This is a genomic window from Shinella sp. WSJ-2 (genome assembly GCF_003432075.1).
In the GTDB taxonomy this organism is placed as follows: Bacteria; Pseudomonadota; Alphaproteobacteria; order Rhizobiales; family Rhizobiaceae; genus Shinella.
Map to the genome: position 1 here is coordinate 1 of NZ_QWBU01000017.1, position 17,538 is coordinate 17,538.

The following is a 17,538-nucleotide window of genomic DNA, read 5'->3' on the forward strand; positions in this document are numbered from 1 at the left end:
GGGTGAGGAGACTTCCCTGGTCGCAGGCTGCTGTTTCTCTCCCGCCGCGCGATCATCGTTAACGCCGTCTTCTAGGGGCATAAAATTTGTCGGGTCTAATATGTAGACGCTGCTTAAATTCTGACTTGGAGCCTCGGTGTCATGCACACAAGGAGTATGCGCTGCTTTCTATCCGCTTTGACTTGATCTGAACCCGTCATCTTGGTTTCCATGCAGAACTGAGCCGGCGCGGAGTCAAATCTCAGTGGAAATCAACGTCTTGCCACTCTGTTGGGAGCATATAAATGCCTGATGGCTTCAGGTCCTGGTCTTTCTGGTCGTCTCCTGCGCGCCCTATTATGCTCACCGTTTGAACCGCACCGGGTTTGCCCGATGCTATTTCGTTTAAGTTATGCGGCCCAGGCTGGTGCGTCCAGCTTGGCGTAGTAGTTCGCCTCGGCTTCGACTGGCGGTATGTTGCCGTTGGGCTCCGGGAAAGCGACGGGTTGTTGAACCAGTCGATCCATTCGAGCGTGGCGAACTCCACGGCTTGGAAGTTCCGCCACGGTCCTCGCCGATGGGATCACCTCGGCCTTGTAAAGACCATTGATCATTTCGGCGAGAGCGTTGTCATAACCGTAGGCGACACTCCCGACAGACGGCTCGATGCCCGCCTCTGACAACCGCTCAGAATAGCGGATGGACACATATTGCGAGCCGCGGTCGCAATGGTGAACCAACCCGCCATAGTGAACTGGCCGCCGGTCACGAAGTGCCTGATCGAGGGCATCGAGCACGACGCCCGCTTGGGCAGTCCGGCTTGCCCGCAAACCGACGATGCGCGAGCGAAGGCATCGATCACGAACGCGACGTAAACGAAGCCCTGCCAAGTGGCCAAACACGTGAAATCAGAAGCCAGAGCATATTTGGCGCAGGCGCGAAGAGGTGGCGGCTCACCCGGTCGAGCGGGCAGGTGCGGCCTAGTCCGACACGGTAATTTTGACGGGTTTGCTATGGATGATGCTCTGTTGCTCCATTGCCCTCATAAGCGGTGCAGCGGGCGATGTCGTAGCCTTCTCGCTGCAACTGCCGCCAGACCTTGCGCACGCCATAGACCTGGAAGTTCTCATTGAACACCCGGCGTATCTCGCGGTTCTCCCGCTCAAGAGCCTTCATCTTCTCCGCTGCATCACTCGGCAAGCCAGCGCACTTGCCGCTGTCGACCTCGCTCTTCTTCACCCATTAGCTGAGCAGCCGATCTTGGCCGCGATAGACGAAACGGTAGCCCACCGCGATGGGTGTTCTGCCTCGTGATCCAGCACCATGCGGGTGGCACGTTAGCGGACTTCAGGTAAAAACTTGTTTTTTGTCTTGCTCATATCAGCTCCACTTTCTCAGAAGTTGAAGCCGCCCCAAACCCTGCGCGGTTCTAGTTAATACGGCAAAATGCTCTACCAACTGCGCCACAAAGCGAGAAACAATCTCTTCTGAATCTAATCAATGAGGCCTGAGCCTAGGCTCGTCCGCAGCAGGGAGCCCATGTTCGGATCGTAAATGTTCGGATGATTGCGGGTCTTCAACGGGGGGAAGGCCTGCAAGCCGAGCGCTTCGCCCACCCCGCGCAGCCTCCACGTAACAGGCGGCGTCCTCGTCATTTCAGCGGCTTTGCCTGCGGGTCGTCCTGTCGTTGAATGAATTCGGCGGGCAGCCGGAGCCGCCCGCCGCTCACGCGTTATCAGAAATCGAAGTTGGCAATATTGTCCTTGGTAAAGACGGTGCGTTCCGGTAGCAGGACGATGCCGTTGCCATCGGCTTCATAGTCGTAACCCTGCACCTTGTTGGCCGAAACCTCGACGGTGCCAACGCCGGGGATTTCCAGCTTGTCCCCGACCTTCATCGGGCCGTTCTTCAGGACATGATCGGCCACGAAGACCGAGATTTTTCCCTGCTGCGTCACATCCCACAAGCCGAAGCGCTGGATAGTGCCACGCTCGATATAGGGGCGCATGACGTTCGGCGTCGAGAAGCCGACGATGGTGACGCCATCGGCGCGCTTCAGATTTTCCGCAGCCTGCGCGGCGGCCGGCAGCGCGTTGGCGTCGGGTGCGATGATCGCATCGAGGTCCGGATAGGTCTGCAGGATGCTTTCGGCCGTCTGGAGCGACTTCTGTGCATCATTGTAGCCATATTGGGTGGTGACGATTTCCCAGCCCGGATGTTCCTTGGCGATCTTCGCCTTGGCGGCTTCCGCCCATGCGTTCTGGTCAGTCACCGTCGGGCTCGAATAGAAGAAGGCGACTTTGGCCTTTTCCTTAGTCACGCCTTCGGCCGCCATGTCGACCAGGAGGCCGCCGAGCTGTTCGGGTGTGCCTTGGTTGATATAGTAGCTGCGGCAATCCGGGTTGACGTCGCTATCCCAGGTCATGACAAGAACGCCGCGATCCATTGCGCGCTTCAGCGCCGGGCAAAGGCCGTCCGGCGAGACGGAGGAGACGATGATCGCGTTATAGCCCTGATTGACGAAGTTGTTGATGAATTGCACCTGCCCGGAAACGCTGGGCTCGGTGGGGCCGTCATAGGTGACCTTGACGCCCAGTTCCTCGCCAGCCTTCGTCGCGCCCGCGCCGCCTGACGTGAAGAAACCGACGCCCACCAGCTTGGGGATGAAGGCGATCTGGCTTTCAGCATTTGCCACGCCGGCGGCAAGTATAGTGCCGGCAAGAAGCGCGGCGGCGAGCACACGGGATTTCAATACGGTCTTGTTCATTCTCATTCTCCTCCTGAAGTGATTGTCGCCCGGGTTTGTTTCTTTTGCCGGGCGACGGCGATGAAATCGGCCAGTATTGCGCTTCCTTGACGCAATGCGACCGCGACAACCAGCAACCCTCCCGAAAGTGCGCTGGAAATCTGGCTGGGGACACCGGCCGCCTGCAGGCCCTGCTGCAGATAGCCGATGACGAAAGTGGCGATGAGCGTGCCAAGGATGGAGCCCTGGCCGCCATAGATGGAGGCGCCGCCGAGCACCGCCGCGGTAACGGCCGGCAGTAGCGTCGCCGAGCCGAGATCGACGCGCGCCGAGCCGAAATAAGCCGACATGACCAAACCAGCGATGGCGGCTGAGACGCCCGTAACGACATAGGTGATCGTCTGCACGCGGGCGACCTGGATACCGGCGAAGCGCGCTGCGTTTCCTGACTGGCCGCACAGGAAAACAGCACGACCAAATCGGGTGAAATGCAGTAGAACCACCAGCACCAATGCGAGGGCGAGGAACAGGGCGAGAGGTGCCGGCAGGCCGAGGAATTCGGCATAGCCGAAGGCATTGAAGGCCTCCGGGAAGTTGCCGATGCCTTCGTAACCGCCTGCGCCGACAAGACCGGAGGCGACCGTCGCCGTTCCCTGGAAGAGATACAGGCTGCCGAGTGTGACGACGAGCGGCTGAATTTTCGACAGATGTATGATGCTAGCGTTGAGAAGCCCGCAGAGCGCGCCGGAGGCCAGCGCAAGCGCGATAGCAAGCGGCAGCGGGACGCCGTAGAAGGTGGCGACGCCAAAGACGATGGCCGCAAGGCCGATCACCGAGGCAAAGGAGACATCGATGCCGCCGGCTATAATGACAAGTGTCAACGGCAGGGCGACGATGCCGATCTGCACAAAGTCCGATGTGCCGTAAATCAGGTTCGCGATGTTGAGAAAGCGCGGATTGACAAGCCCGAAGACGACGAGTTCGACGACGAGCATGGCGAGAAGGGCGGTCTCCCAGCGGAAGAACAGTTTTTTCATCGGCCTGCCTCCACGGTGAGTGCCGCCGTCGGCTCGCTGGATGGGGTGTGACTACGCTCGTGCACGGTATACCGGCGAGCACGGATGCGCCGGTCGATGATCTGGCGGATGCGACCGTCGAGCAGCAGCACCGACAGGAGGATTGCTCCGGCGATGAAGTCGTTCCAGTAAGCGGGGATTTTGAGGAAGACGAGTGCGCTGTCGATCGAGGTGATGAAGATGACGGCGGAGAAGACGCCCGCAACCGAACCGGTGCCGCCTAACAGGCTTACTCCGCCGAGCACGTTGACAGCGATGGCTTTCAGCTCGAGGCCGCTGCCGGCCTGGTTTGGAATGAAGCCGATCTGTGCGGCGAAGACGAGGCCGGCGAACGCGGCGCAGACGCCGATGGCGACAAAGGCCGTGAACTGCACAACCTTGACCGGCACACCAAGATGATGCGCGGCTGCCCTGTTGTCGCCAACGGCATAGAAGTACCGGCCGAAGCGTGTCTTGCGTAGTACGGCCCATGCGAGGACGACGAGAGCAAGCACGACCACCGTCAGTGCCGAGAAGCCAAAGCCGAGATTGGCGGCGAGTGCCTTCAAGCCTTGCGGCAAGTCCTCGATCCAACGTCCACCCGTCAGAACCAGCATGATACCGCGATAAAGGCCAAGTGTACCCAGCGTCGCGACAATAGAGGGAATGCCAAGATACGCGACCATGAGCCCATTGAAGGCGCCGGCGAGTGCTCCGGTCGCCAGGCAGAAGGCAACGGCGAGCGGTAAGCTGACGCCGGCATTTAGCGACAGGCCGAGCACGGCGGCACTGAGACCGAGGATCGAACCGCTCGAGACGTCAATGTTACGTGTCAGGATGACGATCATCGTGCCGAGCGATATGAGCATCAGCACGAGGCTGTTGGAGACGACGACGGAGGCTGTGGCGACGGAGAGATAGCCGGGCGCGGTGGCGCCGATGGCGGCATAGGCGACGGCGAGAACGGCGATGAGCGTTGCGACGCGGTTGCGCGCGATAAGGTCAAGCATGGCGGGCCTCCGAGGCGCCGAAGGCGAGGCGAGCGATGGCGTCGACCGAGATGTCATCCGTGAGTTCGCCGCCGGACTGGCCGAAGGCCATGACCTCGACGCGGTTGGCGAGTTGCTCGATCTCGTCGAAATCGGACGAGATGAGAATGATGGCGACGCCGTCGTCGGCGAGCTGGCGAATGATGTCGTAGATATCGTTGCGGGCTGCCACATCGACACCGCGTGTCGGTTCGTCGAGGATCAGCACCTTCGGCCGGGCGGACAGGCACTTCGCCAGCAACACCTTCTGCTGGTTGCCACCTGAAAGCCCGCGCGCCTCCTGGCCGGGGCCCGTGCACTTGATGCCCAGGCTGGTACGGAATGTGTCGAATACCTTTCGCTCCGCGCCGGGGCGCAGGAAGAAGGGTAGGCGGTGCACGAGATAGGACGAGACGTTCCAGAACAGCGGCGCTTCGAGGAAGAGACCGTGTTGCTGACGATCCTCCGGCAGGTAGACCAGCCCACGGTCGATGCACCGTCGCGGAGAGCGTTTCGTCAGTTCCGTACCGTCAAAGACGACGCTGCCCGCGATCTGGGGGCGAAGGCCGAAAAGCGTTTCGGCAAATTCCGTGCGTCCCGCACCAACGACGCCGGCTAGGCCGAGGATTTCGCCGGCCCTGACGTCTAGGCTGATGTTGCGGAAGCCTTCGCCGCTGAGACCCTTAACGCTGAGGCGGGGCTTGCCGATCTGCGAGATTTTGCGGCCGGTCCCGTCCCTGCCGGACGTTTCCGTGATCTGCACGCGGCTCATAGCCTCGATAACGTCGGCGTCGCTGTAGTCGTCGAGCAGGCCGGAGAGTACGATCACGCCGTCGCGCAGCACGCTGATCGTGCCGCAGATTTCGCGAATTTCACGCAGCTTATGGGAGATGAAGAAGATGCCGACGCCCTGTGCCTGCAATTTACGCACGCGCTGGAAAAGTGCGTTCGTCTCAAAGGGGGTGAGGGCGGAGGTGGGCTCGTCAAGGATCAGCACGCGCGCATCGCGCACCAGGCCGCGTAGGATCTCGACGATCTGCCGCTCGGCGATTTCGAGGCCGGCGGCCTGGGCGTCCAGGTCAAGAGACACCGAGAGTTCGGCGATAAGCTGCTCGACACGCGGACGCAGCGCCCTGGGCGAGGCGGTAAGGCCGAGGCAGATGTTTTCGAGGACACTCTGGTTGGGTAGGATATGCGCTTCCTGCGGCACCAGATAAAGGCCGAGCTCCTGGGCATAAGCCGGCGAGGCATGGGCCAGCGCCCGGCCGTTGATCTCGACCGCGCCGGAATTGGCTGGGATGACGCCGGACATGATCTTCATGAGGCTGGACTTGCCGGCGCCGTTGCCGCCGAGAAGGGCATGCACCTCTCCCGCCTTGAGGGTGAGCGAAACGCCCTTCAACACCGGTACGACGCCGTAGGACTTCCAGATGTCGGTCAGCTTCGCGACCCTCCCGGTCGCCGGGCTATACGCCATTCTGCACCTGTTCATATGTAACTTATATCAATCATGTGATCATAGCGATGCGAGGTCGTCAATATGCGCAGAACAGGCGTCAAGGTGGAAATTGCATAATATTGCGCTGCAAAATATGATTTATCCGCAAAAATCAAGGAATTGCGACGGTCAAGAATTTTTTGCCGCCCGGATGCGTTGACGTATCAAAAGTTTTTTTGCTATTCAAATGATCACAAATCGACCGAGAGGGCCGCTTGCATGGCGTCGGATAACGGGGAATGGAGCTACGCCGATACGGACGAGGAGATCCTCACCCGCATCGCCTGGTATTATTACAACGACGGGCTCACGCAGAATGAGATCGGCGAAAAGCTCAACATGTCGCGCATCAAGGTGTCGCGCCTACTCGAAAGTGGTCGCCGCTCGGGCATCATCCAGGTGCGCATCAACTCGCGCTATCAGGGCTGTCTTGCGCTGGAGCGTCAGATCAAGGAGCGCTATGGTCTTCTGGAAGCCTATGTCGTGCCGCAACTTCCTGATCAGGACCCGAGCGACCGACTCGGCCAAGCAGCCGCGCAGTTCCTTATGCAACGGTTGCAGACGGACGACCTTCTAGCGGTCGGCTGGGGTGCGACGGTCTCGAACACCATCCAACGGCTCGGCCATCTGGCCAACGAACGCAATATAGGCCTCGTCAGTCTCACCGGCGGCGTCGGCACCTATGTCGATGGCATGCGCACGGCCAATTGGGGCAGCGGCGTGCACCTGGTGCCCGCGCCGCTTGTCGTGCGCGACCCGAGTGTGGCGCGCAACCTTTCATCCGAACCTGCCGTCTCCAACCTGCTCGACATGGCGCTTAACGCTACCTATCAGCTTGTGGGTATTGGTGAGCTTTCTGCGGCCTCGACGGTGGTCCGCGCCGGCTACGTCAGTCCCGACGAGGTGGAACCGCTACGCCGCAAGGGCGCGGTCGGCGATATCCTCTGCCAGTTTTACAACGAGCGCGGCGAGCCGCTCGACCTACCTTTGCATGATCGGGTGATCGGCGTGAAGCTCGCGGCTTTGTCGCGCGCCGAAAAGGTCGTCGCGGCTGCCGGTGGGCTTCAGAAGGTGCAGGCCATACACGCGGCGCTACGGGGAAAATTCGTCGGCATCCTCATTACCGACGAGACGACGGCTGCTGGTCTCATCGAACTCAAGGACTGAATTATGAAGACTTCCTATCTGCTGGCCGTCGATGCCGGCACAGGCAGCGGCCGGGCCGTGATCTTCGATGAGAGCGGCAACCAGATCGCCAGCGCCCAGCATGAATGGTGGCACAAGACCGACCCGCGTTTCCCGGGCTCGATGGATTTCGACGTGGAGGGTAACTGGTCCTTGCTCTCGCGCGCCATCCGGCAGGCGATATCCGAAGCCGGCATTGCAAGAAGCGATATACGGGCCGTTAGCGCAACCAGCATGCGCGAAGCCTTCGTTGCCTATGATCGTGGCGGGCGGGAAATCTGGGCTTGCGCCAATGTCGATAGCCGTGCGGTCAGCGAAGTGCGGGATCTGAAACGCGACTATCCCGGGTTGGAGCACGATCTCTATGCGGAGACTGGCCAAACCTTCGCACTCGGCGCCTTGCCGCGCCTTCTTTGGTTGAAGCGCAACCTGCCGGATGTCTATGCCAACATTGATCGCATCAGCATGCTGTCGGATTGGGTCCTGGCCCGCCTTTCCGGCATCATTGCAAGCGACCCCTCAAATGCCGGAACGACCGGCCTCTACAGCCTTTCCAAGCGCGATTGGGTGCCGGAAGCGATGGCGAAGACCGGCATGCGCGGGGATATCTTTCCCGAGAGCGTCGAGCCAGGCACAGTCATCGGCCGCGTCACGGACAGGGCTGCAGAGGAAACGGGGCTTGCTCCCGGCACATGTGTCGTCATGGGTGGCGGTGACTGCCAGAGTGGCGCGGCAGCGATCGGCGTCGTCAATGAAGGCGACTGCGCAGTGCTTGGCGGTACCTTCTGGCAGCAGGTGGTAAATGTCGGCCCCGCCGTATCCGATCCGTCGATGAACCTGCGCATCAATCCGCATGTCGTCACCGGTCTCAACCAGGCAGAGGCGATCAGCTTTTTCGTCGGCATCGTCATGCGCTGGTTCCGCGACAGTTTTGGCGCGGAGGAAGTCGCTGCGGCGGGTCCGGGCGGTGATGCCTATAGGCTGCTTGAGGAGAAGTCGGCCGGGGTGCCGGTCGGCGCCTACGGTATCATCCCGGTCTTCTCCGACGTCATGCGTTATGGCAATTGGTATCACGCCGCGCCGTCGTTACTGAACCTTTCCATCGATCCGGAGAAGTCCGGCAAGGCCGCGATCTTCCGCGCATTGCAGGAAAATGCCGCTATCGTGGCAGCACGAAACCTCTCGGCGATCTTCAAGCTCTCCGGTAAAACGCCCGACAAGATTGTCTTCGCCGCGGGCGCATCGAAATCCGCCCACTGGTCACAGATCCTGTCGGACGCGACCGGGCTTCCGGTTGTCACGCCCGTCGTCAAGGAAGCGACCGCGCTTGGCTGCGCGGCGGCGGCGGCGATCGGCATCGGCCTGCGCCGGGATTTCGTCGAGGCGGCGGAAGGTTGGGTGCGCTGGGACAAGAGATTCGAGCCGAACTTCGAACACAAAGCCATCTACGACGACGCCGGCGAGCGCTGGGCACGGGCCTATGCGCTGCAGCGCCAGCTCGTCGACGAGGGCGTCACCACGGCCATGTGGAAGGCGCCGGGCCTTTGACCCCTTCAGCCGAGATTTCAACATAACAGGGATTTAGACATGCTCATCCAGATGGTCAGCATCAATGTCAAGCAGGGCCATGCCGCAGAATTTTTGGAGGCATTCCGCATAAATTACGAAGGCACCCGACAGGAGCCGGGAAACCTGAGATTTGATGTGTTGCGCGACCCGCAGGACGATCACAGTTTCACGATCTACGAGGTCTTCAAGTCCGCGGAGGCACTCGACGAGCACCGGAAGACCGCGCATTATCAGGAATGTGTGCGTCGGATCGATCCAATCCTCTCCGGCCCCCGCACGAAGACGTTCTACCATGTCGAGATGGCGGATTTTACGGACGCTTGACCACGGTCTGGCGTGACTCACGGGTTGGCCGCACGATACGGTTTGCACCGCCAGGATTTGCGGGGTGCCGTATGGTTTAAGGTTATGCGGCCCTGGTTTGTTCGTCCATTATGGCGTGGTACCGTTCTTCGGCCTTGCGGAATGTTGGCGATGGCTCGGAAGGCGTCGGTGGTTGAACGGTCGCCCCACTACAGGACGGCGAATTACACCGCTTGGAAATTCCTCACTGGCCCGCGCCGATGGGTGATCTCGGCCAGAGCGTTGTCGTAACTGTCGCCGACGCTTCCGACAGACGGCTCGATGCAAGCTTCTGCCAGTCGCTCGGAATACCTAATGGACACATATTGGATGCTACGATGCAAGTGATGCACGAGGCCGCCGCCATGAGCGGGACGCTGATCATGAATAAGTGCGCTCAACGACGAAGCTCCACTTCCTAGGAAATTGGAGCCTCCGCCAAAAACGGCCGGTTTAGTTTCTTGCATATTCGCGGGCTGCTTGAAGGAAAGCAGTGAAGGCAGCCGGAGGGTTCTTCCTTCCGGGGTAGTATAGCGCCAGCGGCGCCAGTGAGGGAGTCCAGTCCTCCAGGACACGCACAAGCCGTCCGGCTGCGATGTCTTCGCGCACGTCCGCTTCCATGACATATCCGAGGCCGACACCGTTCTGCGCGGCTATTTTGACCAGGCTGGGCTCGTCCAAGGTAATTGAACCTTGAACGTCGATCTGCATGGCTTCCCCGTCTTTCTCGAATTTCCAGCGGAGCAGCGCGTTATTGGGAAGACGCGCGCGGATGCATCGAAACCGGTAGAGGTCCGTCGGTATAGCCGGTCTTCCATGCGTTTGCAGGAATTGTGGCGACGCGACCACGGCATTGCTGCGCCTGAGGCCCAGAGGTAAGGCGATCATATCGGCAGGAACGAGATCGGCCGGCCTCAGGCCGAGGTCGAAACCGGCCGCGACGATATCGATGATCCGTCCTTCGGTGACCAGGTCGACATGCACTTGGGGATGGCGCTGCAGGAACGAAAGGATGAGCGGCTCCATCACTTCCCGAGCCGCCGTGGCGAACGCATTGATGCGCAAAGTCCCTGTCGGCACCTCCTGAAGGGACTGAGCTGCCAGCATCGCATCGTGGATGTCTGTCACCGCAGGGCCTACCCGTTCTACGAAAGTCTTTCCCGCCTCGGTTAGCGAGACGCTTCGCGTGGTCCTGTTGAACAGCCGTATGCCGAGACGTTGTTCGAGCTTGGCAATGGCGTTGCTCAAGGCCGTCGTGGATATGCCGAGATCAAGTGCGGCAGCCCTGAACGATCCGAGGCGGGCAATGCTGAGAACGGCATCAAGGTCGGCAAGAACAGAGCGCGTCATTGTCCCTCTTTTCGCAATGTCTCATCCTCATTCATCCCGCTTATCCGGTCAATAGCATTATTCTACCTTCTCGTCAGTCGATTTCAAACGGAAGCCACCAAGGCTCAGACAGGACTGGAGACACTGAATGACGATCCAACTACCCAAAGCCATCCAAACCTATTTTGAGGCGGACCGGACAGGCAGCCCAGATGCGGTCGCAGCCGCTTTCGTTGAAAGCGGTGTCGTGAAGGATAAAGGCAAGACTTATCGTGGGCGCGGGGCTATCCGTGAGTGGATGGTGGAGGCTGGTCAGCTCTACACCTACACGGTCGAACCCTTCTTTATGGGCATTGAGGGCGGCAAGACCCAGGTGACCGCCCACGTCGCCGGCACCTTTCCCGGCAGCCCGATCGATCTGCGTTTCCTTTTCGTGCTTGCGGACGACAAGGTCGCCGAACTGGAGGTCACCGTATGAGCGCGTTTCTTACCCTGGAGGGTCGGCGGGCTCTCATTACTGGCGGCACCTCTGGCGCGGGCGCTGCAACGGTCGCGCTATTCAAGGAGCTCGGTGCCCGTGTGCTCACCACTGCTCGCAATAAGCCTGCGGACGTCTCCGAAGCGGCGTTCGTTGAAGCTGACCTCACAACGGTAGAGGGCGTCCAAACAGTCGTCGCCGCCGTTCACCGGGAGCTGGGCGGATTGGATATTCTCGTAAACGTTTTGGGCGGTTCCTCGGCGCCATCGGGCGGCTTCGCGGCATTGACCGAAGAGGAGTGGGAGAAAGAGCTCAATCTCAATTTCTTTCCGGCGGTCAGGCTGGATCGCGCTCTTATTCCCGGCATGATTGCCCAAGGAAGCGGGGTTGTCATTCACGTGACATCGATCCAAAGGATTCTTCCGCTATACCAGGCGACGACAGGCTACGCGTCGGCGAAGGCGGCGCTCAACACCTACAGCAAGAGCATCTCCAAGGAGGTCTCCCCCAAGGGCGTGAGGGTGGTGCGGGTTTCTCCCGGTTGGATAGCCGACCCTGGCTCCAATGGTCTTGCCCTGCGTATCGCGGAGGAAGCCGGCATCGGCTACGACGAGGCCGTCCAGATGATCATGAACTCGCTTGGCGGCATCCCGCTGGGACGGCCGGCCAAGCCGGCAGAGGTCGCCGACCTGATTGCCTTCCTGGCCTCGGACCGGGCCTCGTCGATTACCGGAACCGAGCACGTAATCGATGGCGGGACGGTTCCAACTGCGTGACGAGATGACGGCGGTTGCAGATTATGGTTTCGGTAAAGCAGGCCACCGTAACTCAGGCGGGCGCATTCCGCCCGCCAATCTGTGAATTGATCGCGCCAGGCAGATGGCGCACGTCTGGAGTCAAGGCCTCGGCTCTCATTTACGAGATCGCCGTTTGAATCGCTTAACTCCGCATGAAGCGGCAGATGAACTGGTGGAGACGTGCGCTGGCACCGCGTCCGAACAATTGCTGTGGTAGACCTTCAGCATGGATGCGTCCCTGTTCCAGGAAGGCGATCCGGCTTTAGACATTCCCGAGCAAATGCTATCACCACGCGTCACGATCAGCATTCTCCGCCGTTCGTGAGGTAGCGTATTCTTATCCGTTGGGATCGCCTAACCGCTGTGGGATTGGCGAGAGTCGGCGGCTATAGGCATGATGGTGGTGCTGGGGGTCAACCTCATCAACAATCTCCCGGCGGGAACTGGTTTCCAGTAGTTTGGTTCAGGCGGTGGATGTGTCCGACGAAATCGCTGGCGCATTGCTGATCACCGCCGATTTCGGCGCAGTCTCTCGATCAATGGAACTTGCTACGATACCGTGGCCTAACGCGATGCGTCGCGAAAGACTGGGCTCGGCGCTAGGAGCTTTCTGAGGATCGGCGTCGTCGTGATGACCCCGGTCTTGATCCTGTCCCTTGCTGTCCTCTTCAAGCAAGGTCCAGTAGCCTGTTCAGCATCGCTTCGATATCGTCGAGGAATTCGGCCCAGGCTCCATCCTCGTCGATCCCGACAATACGCAGGAGAAACAACCCTTCGACGGCAAGAAACGCCACGCGTGCTGCCTGCGCCTCCGCGGACGCCGTTCCGATCCGGTCGAAGACGCCCTGATACCATTGTCGCGTCTCCAGCATGTTTGCCGGGTTTTGAAGATAGGTGCTCATCAGCGCCGCCATCTTGGCATTCATAGCCGGCTGCGAGGCGCGCATCGAACGGATGTAGCTGCGGATCAGATCGACGGCGCTCAATGTCTCGTCCGTATTGAGGATCGCGTCGAATTGGCTGGTCCACCGCTCGATCAGCGCGCGTACCAGTTCATCCTTCGATGCGAAGGAATATTGTACTCCGCCCTTCGATATGCCAGCGGCACGGGCCAGCGCTTCCACCGTCAGCGCCTTGGCGCCCTCGGTGCGAACGATTTCTTCAGCGATGTCCAGGAGTTGTCCGCGGGTGATTGTCGGTTTTCGGCCCATTCTTTATCCGATCTCTGGGTTTTTATATTGAAATCCATATGTATGTATTTATATCGATCGGGCAATATATTTCCGGTGAACCATGTCCGTTACCCCGCCGACCCGAGACGCTGGCTGATCCTCCTGGCAGTCATGCTCGCCTTCCTGCCGGTTGTTCTCGATATGACGATCCTGCATATCGCCGTGCCGACACTAACCCGAGCGTTGGGCGCGTCCAGCACACAGGTTCTGTGGATAATTGATATCTATCCGTTGTTGATGGCGGGCCTGCTCGTGCCGATGGGCACGCTGGCCGACCGCATCGGCCAGCGGCGGATCCTGCTCATTGGCCTGACGATTTTCGGGGTAGCATCCGTGCTTGCCGCCTTTGCGCCGAGCGCGACGATCCTGATCGCGGCACGCATGTTGTTGGCTCTCGGGGGATCGATGATTATGCCCTGCGTTCTCGGCACTATCCGCCGCGCCTTTGAGAACGAGAATGAACGGGCTATGGCCTTGGGCCTATGGGGTACGGTCGGCGCGGCCGGTGCGGCCGTCGGCCCGCTGATCGGCGGTGCGTTGCTCGAGCATTTCTGGTGGGGCTCGGTCTTCCTGATCAACGCGCCGGTGATGCTGGTTGTCGCTCCTGCGTGTTATCTGCTCCTGCCGCGCGCTGAGCTCACGAGCCCGGGAAAATGGGCGATCGGTCAGGCACTTTTGCTGATTGCCGGCATGATCTCCGTCGTCTACAGCCTCAAGGCCGGAGTCGGCGCCAAGCAGCCGCTTGCCATCGTGTTTTTGACACTGGCCCTGGGGCTGGCGATGTTGGTGCTCTTCGCGCGCAAACAGTTGCATGCGCACGAGCCGATGCTCGATCTGGCGTTGTTCTCACATCCGGCCATCGCTGCGGGAATGATTATTGCCGTGGTCGCGAGCGGCGCGTTGGCTGGCGTCGAGCTAACATTGGCGCAGGAACTGCAATATGTTCTGAGCAAGACACCATTTCAGGCAGGTGTCTTCATGATTCCGATCATGGCGGCGGCCGCAATTGGCGGACCGGTCGCGGGCTATCTGTCCAATCTCTTCGGATTGCGACTGGTGGCTAGCCTGTCATTGTTCGTTTCGGCCATTGCGCTCGGATTTCTCGCGGCAAGCGATTTTAATGAGCCAGGGCTGGCCGTACCGGTGCTGCTCGCGGTACTAGGATCAATGCTCAGCATCGGTCTGACCGCATCCTCCATCGCGATCATGGGATCCGTCGAAGCAAGCAAGGGTGGTGCTGCGGGCTCGCTTGAGGCAACGAGCTACGAACTTGGCACCGGGTTGGGCATCTCCCTGTTCGGCGTCTTCATTTCCGCAGCATACCAGCACGCTATTGCAATCCCGGAGGGTCTCGGCTCCGACGACGCGGAGCAGGCCGTTCTGTCGATCGGGGACACGTATCTGGTAAGCCATCGACTTGCTGCCGAACAAGGCGCAGCGTTGATCGACGCCGGAAAAACGGCTTTCACCGCAACCCATTCGATCTTGCTGTCTATCGCGGCTGGCTTGATCGGTGTTCTCGCCGTTGTGGTGTTCTTCATGCTGGCGAGCTATCGCGAGAGGGCGACGGTTCGCCACTAGAAGATCAGCGAAAACACCATCACGAACTTTTCAGGCATTTCGCAGAACGCGATATCATGTTGCCGGGTCATGTACCCAATGCTCATTTTCGGGCGTACCGAGCTTGTCCTTAAAGTTCGGCATTGTAACGTGTCGAGGCGGTCGCCACGATGCGTGACTTCGCCATTGCCGCCCGGTCAGGGAGCCGGCGATGGAGGCCGGCTCGGGAAGTCGATGATCTCGCCAGCGGCGCCTCGTTCAAGCCATTCCAGCACCAGCTCGTTTCAGCCGAGCAGATCAAGACGACATTTGCCGAGCTACCGCCTAGCGCCCTTCTCGCAACGTCTTGCGGAAAGCACAGGAGAGGCTGGCGACAAAACGTGGATTTCAGGAAGGCTTTCCTCATCAAAGCGATGCGACCATGTTCTTGAGACGGCCGCCCAAAGTACCTGCGGGATCTGCGAGGTCCAGCACGACACTCATATGGTTCAGGCTCGGCACCGAGAGGAGTTCCGAGGCGCTGTCCTCACTATGGAGCTGCGTGCTCAGAGCTGCAGCCTGCTTGTGGAAGGGACGTGTTTCGTCTGCGCCGAACGCGATGATCCGTTGAGGGCCGGGAAGCTGGCTTGAGGTCAGAGGCGACCACGCCGCCGCCTCCGAAGGCGTCATCCTGGCCTCGTCGCGCAGAAAGCTGCCAGGAATTTCCGAAAGATCGTAAATGCCGCTCACGAGAAGAAGACCGCTTATGGAGGGCAGGGGTGGAGCCGCCTTCTCCTCTGGGCCGATCGCTGCGAGAAAGGACGCCAAGTGCGCGCCTGCCGAATGGCCGCTGACCGTGAGCCTGCGCGCATCAGCGCCAAAATCCCCGGCATGCTTCTCGAGCCAGAGCACGGACCGCCGCACCTGGTCGACCAGCATTTCGAGGCGTTGGCCGGGCATCAGGTCATATTCAACGATGGCGGCGACGCCGCCGGCCGCAAGGACCGGCGCGGCGACGAGGCGATAGTTTTCCTTTTCACCCGACCTCCAATAGCCGCCGTGGACGAACACATGAAGCGGGGCACCCGCCTTGAGGTGCGCAGGCAGAATGACGTCCAGAACCTCCCTGTCACGCACGCCGTAGCGGATATCGGCCAAAACCTCCGCCGCCTCTGAAAGCGTCCGGCTGCGTTCTGTAAATTCGGCGGCAATAGCATCGAAATCGGGAACGAAGTCACGAATCCGGTAGAGGTCCTGGGACGTCATTGTGGTTTCCTTTACGGTCAGTAATCCACTGCGTAGTACTTTGCCTCCATGAACTCCAGTATGCCGGTAACACCGCCTTCGCGGCCGAGACCGCTCTGCTTGACGCCGCCGAAGGGGGCGGCCGGGTCCGACATGAGGCCTCTGTTGATGCCGAGCATGCCCGTCTCGAGTTGTTTTCCCACTCTCATGGCGCGCTTTAGATCCTGGCTGTAGATATAGGCGGCAAGGCCGTATTCTGTGTCGTTGGCAAGCCGGATGACGTCCGCCTCACTGCCGAACTTATAGACCGGAGCGACCGGGCCGAAGATTTCCTCGCGTGCGATTGCTGCGTCGGGCGGCACATTTTCGAGGACGGTCGGTGGGTAAAAATAGCCGTTTTCCATCAATGGTTTGCCGCCGGTCGTCGCGCGAGCGCCCAGCGCAATCGCATCTGTAACGAGTCGGTCTATCTTGCGGACCGCGTTCGTGGTGATCATGGGGCCGCATTGTGTGGCGGGGTCGTATCCCGGTCCCACTTTCAGCGCATTCATGCGTGCCGTGAGCCCTGCGACGAAGGCATCGTGTATGCCTGCCTGGACATAGAAGCGATTGGCGGCGGTGCATGCTTCGCCTGCGTTGCGCATCTTGGCAATCATCGCGCCATCTAGAGCAGCTTCCAAGTCGGCGTCGTCGAAGACCAGGAAGGGGGCGTTGCCGCCGAGTTCCATTGAGCAACTAACGACCGACTTTGCGGCTTCGGCAAGAAGTGTTCGCCCGACACCGGTGGAGCCCGTGAAAGAAAGCTTTCTCACACGCGGATCGGCAAGCATGGCGTTCGTGACCGCACCCGGCTTGCTTGTCGTAAGCACGTTGACGACGCCCGGCGGCACGCCCGCCTCCTCGCCAAGGCGGGCCATGGCGTAGGCCGTCAGCGGCGTTTCAGATGCCGGTTTGAGGATTACGGTGCAACCCGCCGCCAGCGCCGGGCCTATTTTGCGGGTGGCCATGGCGGCCGGAAAATTCCAGGGCGTGATTAGTACGGCGATGCCAATCGGCTCATGATCGACGAGAATGCGATGCGAACCGGAAGGCGTGCACCGATATTCGCCGGCTACGCGGACTGCTTCTTCCGCGTACCAGCGGAAAAACTCGGCGGCATAGGCGACTTCGCCGCGTGCGTCGGGTAGCGCCTTGCCGTTCTCAAGCGCAATCAGCGTGGCCAGCTCCTCGGCGTGCTGCGTCATGAGCTGGAACCAGCGGCGCAGAATTTCCGAACGTTGCCGGGCAGGCGTCGCCCGCCAGCTGGAGGCCGCAGCTTCTGCGGCATCAATGGCACGTATCGCGTCCTCGACGGAAGCATCCGCTACCTCGGCCAGTTTCTCCCCTGTGGACGGATTCATGACCGTTATTCCGTCTCCCTTGTGCCATTTTCCGCCTGTGTAAAGACCTTGTGCGTGCAAGGCGGGATCGGCATAACCGGTGATCGCCGCATGGAATGTCATGGTGGAAATCCTTT

General features: G+C 60.3%; 14 protein-coding genes and 2 pseudogenes. 6 read left to right on the top strand and 10 right to left on the bottom strand.

The features are described 5' to 3' along the window. Positions 1–389: 389 nt before the first annotated feature. From D0Y60_RS22410 to lsrA, 5 genes and pseudogenes are all read right to left on the bottom strand, one after another. Positions 390–1,304 (bottom strand): annotated as a pseudogene (locus D0Y60_RS22410) (IS3 family transposase). Positions 1,305–1,714: 410 nt separating this feature from the next. Then, positions 1,715–2,746 carry an autoinducer 2 ABC transporter substrate-binding protein LsrB gene (lsrB, locus tag D0Y60_RS22415; protein ID WP_117372171.1) on the bottom strand — a complete coding sequence of 344 codons (1,032 nt, stop codon included), beginning with the start codon at positions 2,744–2,746 and terminating at the stop codon, positions 1,715–1,717. 2 nt (positions 2,747–2,748) lie between these two features. Beyond that, on the bottom strand, positions 2,749–3,762 hold the full coding sequence (locus D0Y60_RS22420; protein WP_117372172.1) for an autoinducer 2 import system permease LsrD: 1,014 nt from the start codon (positions 3,760–3,762) through the stop codon (positions 2,749–2,751). Then, on the bottom strand, positions 3,759–4,790 hold the full coding sequence (gene lsrC / locus D0Y60_RS22425; protein WP_117372173.1) for an autoinducer 2 ABC transporter permease LsrC: 1,032 nt from the start codon (positions 4,788–4,790) through the stop codon (positions 3,759–3,761). The genes D0Y60_RS22420 and lsrC overlap by 4 nt, the downstream gene beginning before the upstream one ends. Further along, a complete protein-coding gene (lsrA, locus tag D0Y60_RS22430) occupies positions 4,783–6,285 on the bottom strand; it encodes an autoinducer 2 ABC transporter ATP-binding protein LsrA (protein WP_199564253.1) in 1,503 nt (500 codons plus the stop codon). Before lsrA ends, lsrC begins: the two co-directional genes overlap by 8 nt. Before the next feature lie 240 nt (positions 6,286–6,525). On the opposite strand from lsrA, the gene D0Y60_RS22435 reads away from it, so the two are divergent. From D0Y60_RS22435 to D0Y60_RS22445, 3 genes are read left to right on the top strand one after another with little or no spacing between them, the layout of a single operon-like run. Beyond that, on the top strand, positions 6,526–7,473 hold the full coding sequence (locus tag D0Y60_RS22435; protein WP_117372175.1) for a sugar-binding transcriptional regulator: 948 nt from the start codon (positions 6,526–6,528) through the stop codon (positions 7,471–7,473). A 3-nt stretch (positions 7,474–7,476) separates the two neighbouring features. Next, entirely contained in the window at positions 7,477–9,039 is a 1,563-nt protein-coding gene (lsrK, locus tag D0Y60_RS22440; protein WP_199564254.1) for an autoinducer-2 kinase, read from the top strand. 39 nt (positions 9,040–9,078) lie between these two features. Beyond that, a complete protein-coding gene (locus tag D0Y60_RS22445) occupies positions 9,079–9,384 on the top strand; it encodes an antibiotic biosynthesis monooxygenase (protein WP_117372176.1) in 306 nt (101 codons plus the stop codon). Between the two features lie 82 nt (positions 9,385–9,466). On the opposite strand, the pseudogene D0Y60_RS25180 reads toward D0Y60_RS22445, so the two are convergent. Then, positions 9,467–9,791: pseudogene (locus D0Y60_RS25180) on the bottom strand (IS3 family transposase); the annotation flags it as partial. Between the two features lie 64 nt (positions 9,792–9,855). After that, positions 9,856–10,752: a LysR family transcriptional regulator gene (locus D0Y60_RS22455; protein ID WP_117372177.1), complete on the bottom strand. Its 897-nt coding sequence runs from the start codon at positions 10,750–10,752 to the stop codon at positions 9,856–9,858. Between the two features lie 127 nt (positions 10,753–10,879). On the opposite strand from D0Y60_RS22455, the gene D0Y60_RS22460 reads away from it, so the two are divergent. Both D0Y60_RS22460 and D0Y60_RS22465 read left to right on the top strand, forming a co-directional pair. Beyond that, positions 10,880–11,209 carry a nuclear transport factor 2 family protein gene (locus D0Y60_RS22460; protein WP_117372178.1) on the top strand — a complete coding sequence of 110 codons (330 nt, stop codon included), beginning with the start codon at positions 10,880–10,882 and terminating at the stop codon, positions 11,207–11,209. Further along, complete coding sequence (locus D0Y60_RS22465) at positions 11,206–11,985, top strand: SDR family oxidoreductase (protein WP_117372179.1); 780 nt, start codon at positions 11,206–11,208, stop codon at positions 11,983–11,985. Before D0Y60_RS22460 ends, D0Y60_RS22465 begins: the two co-directional genes overlap by 4 nt. 689 nt (positions 11,986–12,674) lie before the next feature. On the opposite strand, the gene D0Y60_RS22470 is transcribed toward D0Y60_RS22465, so the two are convergent. Continuing rightward, positions 12,675–13,217: a TetR/AcrR family transcriptional regulator gene (locus D0Y60_RS22470; protein ID WP_117372180.1), complete on the bottom strand. Its 543-nt coding sequence runs from the start codon at positions 13,215–13,217 to the stop codon at positions 12,675–12,677. A 75-nt stretch (positions 13,218–13,292) separates the two neighbouring features. Here D0Y60_RS22470 and D0Y60_RS22475 point away from each other — a divergent pair, with 75 nt between their 5' ends. Continuing rightward, positions 13,293–14,819 (top strand): MFS transporter, encoded by a 1,527-nt coding sequence (locus tag D0Y60_RS22475; RefSeq protein WP_245409276.1) that lies wholly within the window; start codon positions 13,293–13,295, stop codon positions 14,817–14,819. Positions 14,820–15,203: 384 nt separating this feature from the next. Here D0Y60_RS22475 and D0Y60_RS22480 read toward each other — a convergent pair whose 3' ends face one another. Both D0Y60_RS22480 and D0Y60_RS22485 read right to left on the bottom strand, forming a co-directional pair. After that, positions 15,204–16,043 carry an alpha/beta hydrolase gene (locus D0Y60_RS22480; RefSeq protein WP_117372182.1) on the bottom strand — a complete coding sequence of 280 codons (840 nt, stop codon included), beginning with the start codon at positions 16,041–16,043 and terminating at the stop codon, positions 15,204–15,206. Positions 16,044–16,060: 17 nt separating this feature from the next. Continuing rightward, on the bottom strand, positions 16,061–17,524 hold the full coding sequence (locus tag D0Y60_RS22485; protein ID WP_117372183.1) for an NAD-dependent succinate-semialdehyde dehydrogenase: 1,464 nt from the start codon (positions 17,522–17,524) through the stop codon (positions 16,061–16,063). Positions 17,525–17,538 lie beyond the last annotated feature (14 nt).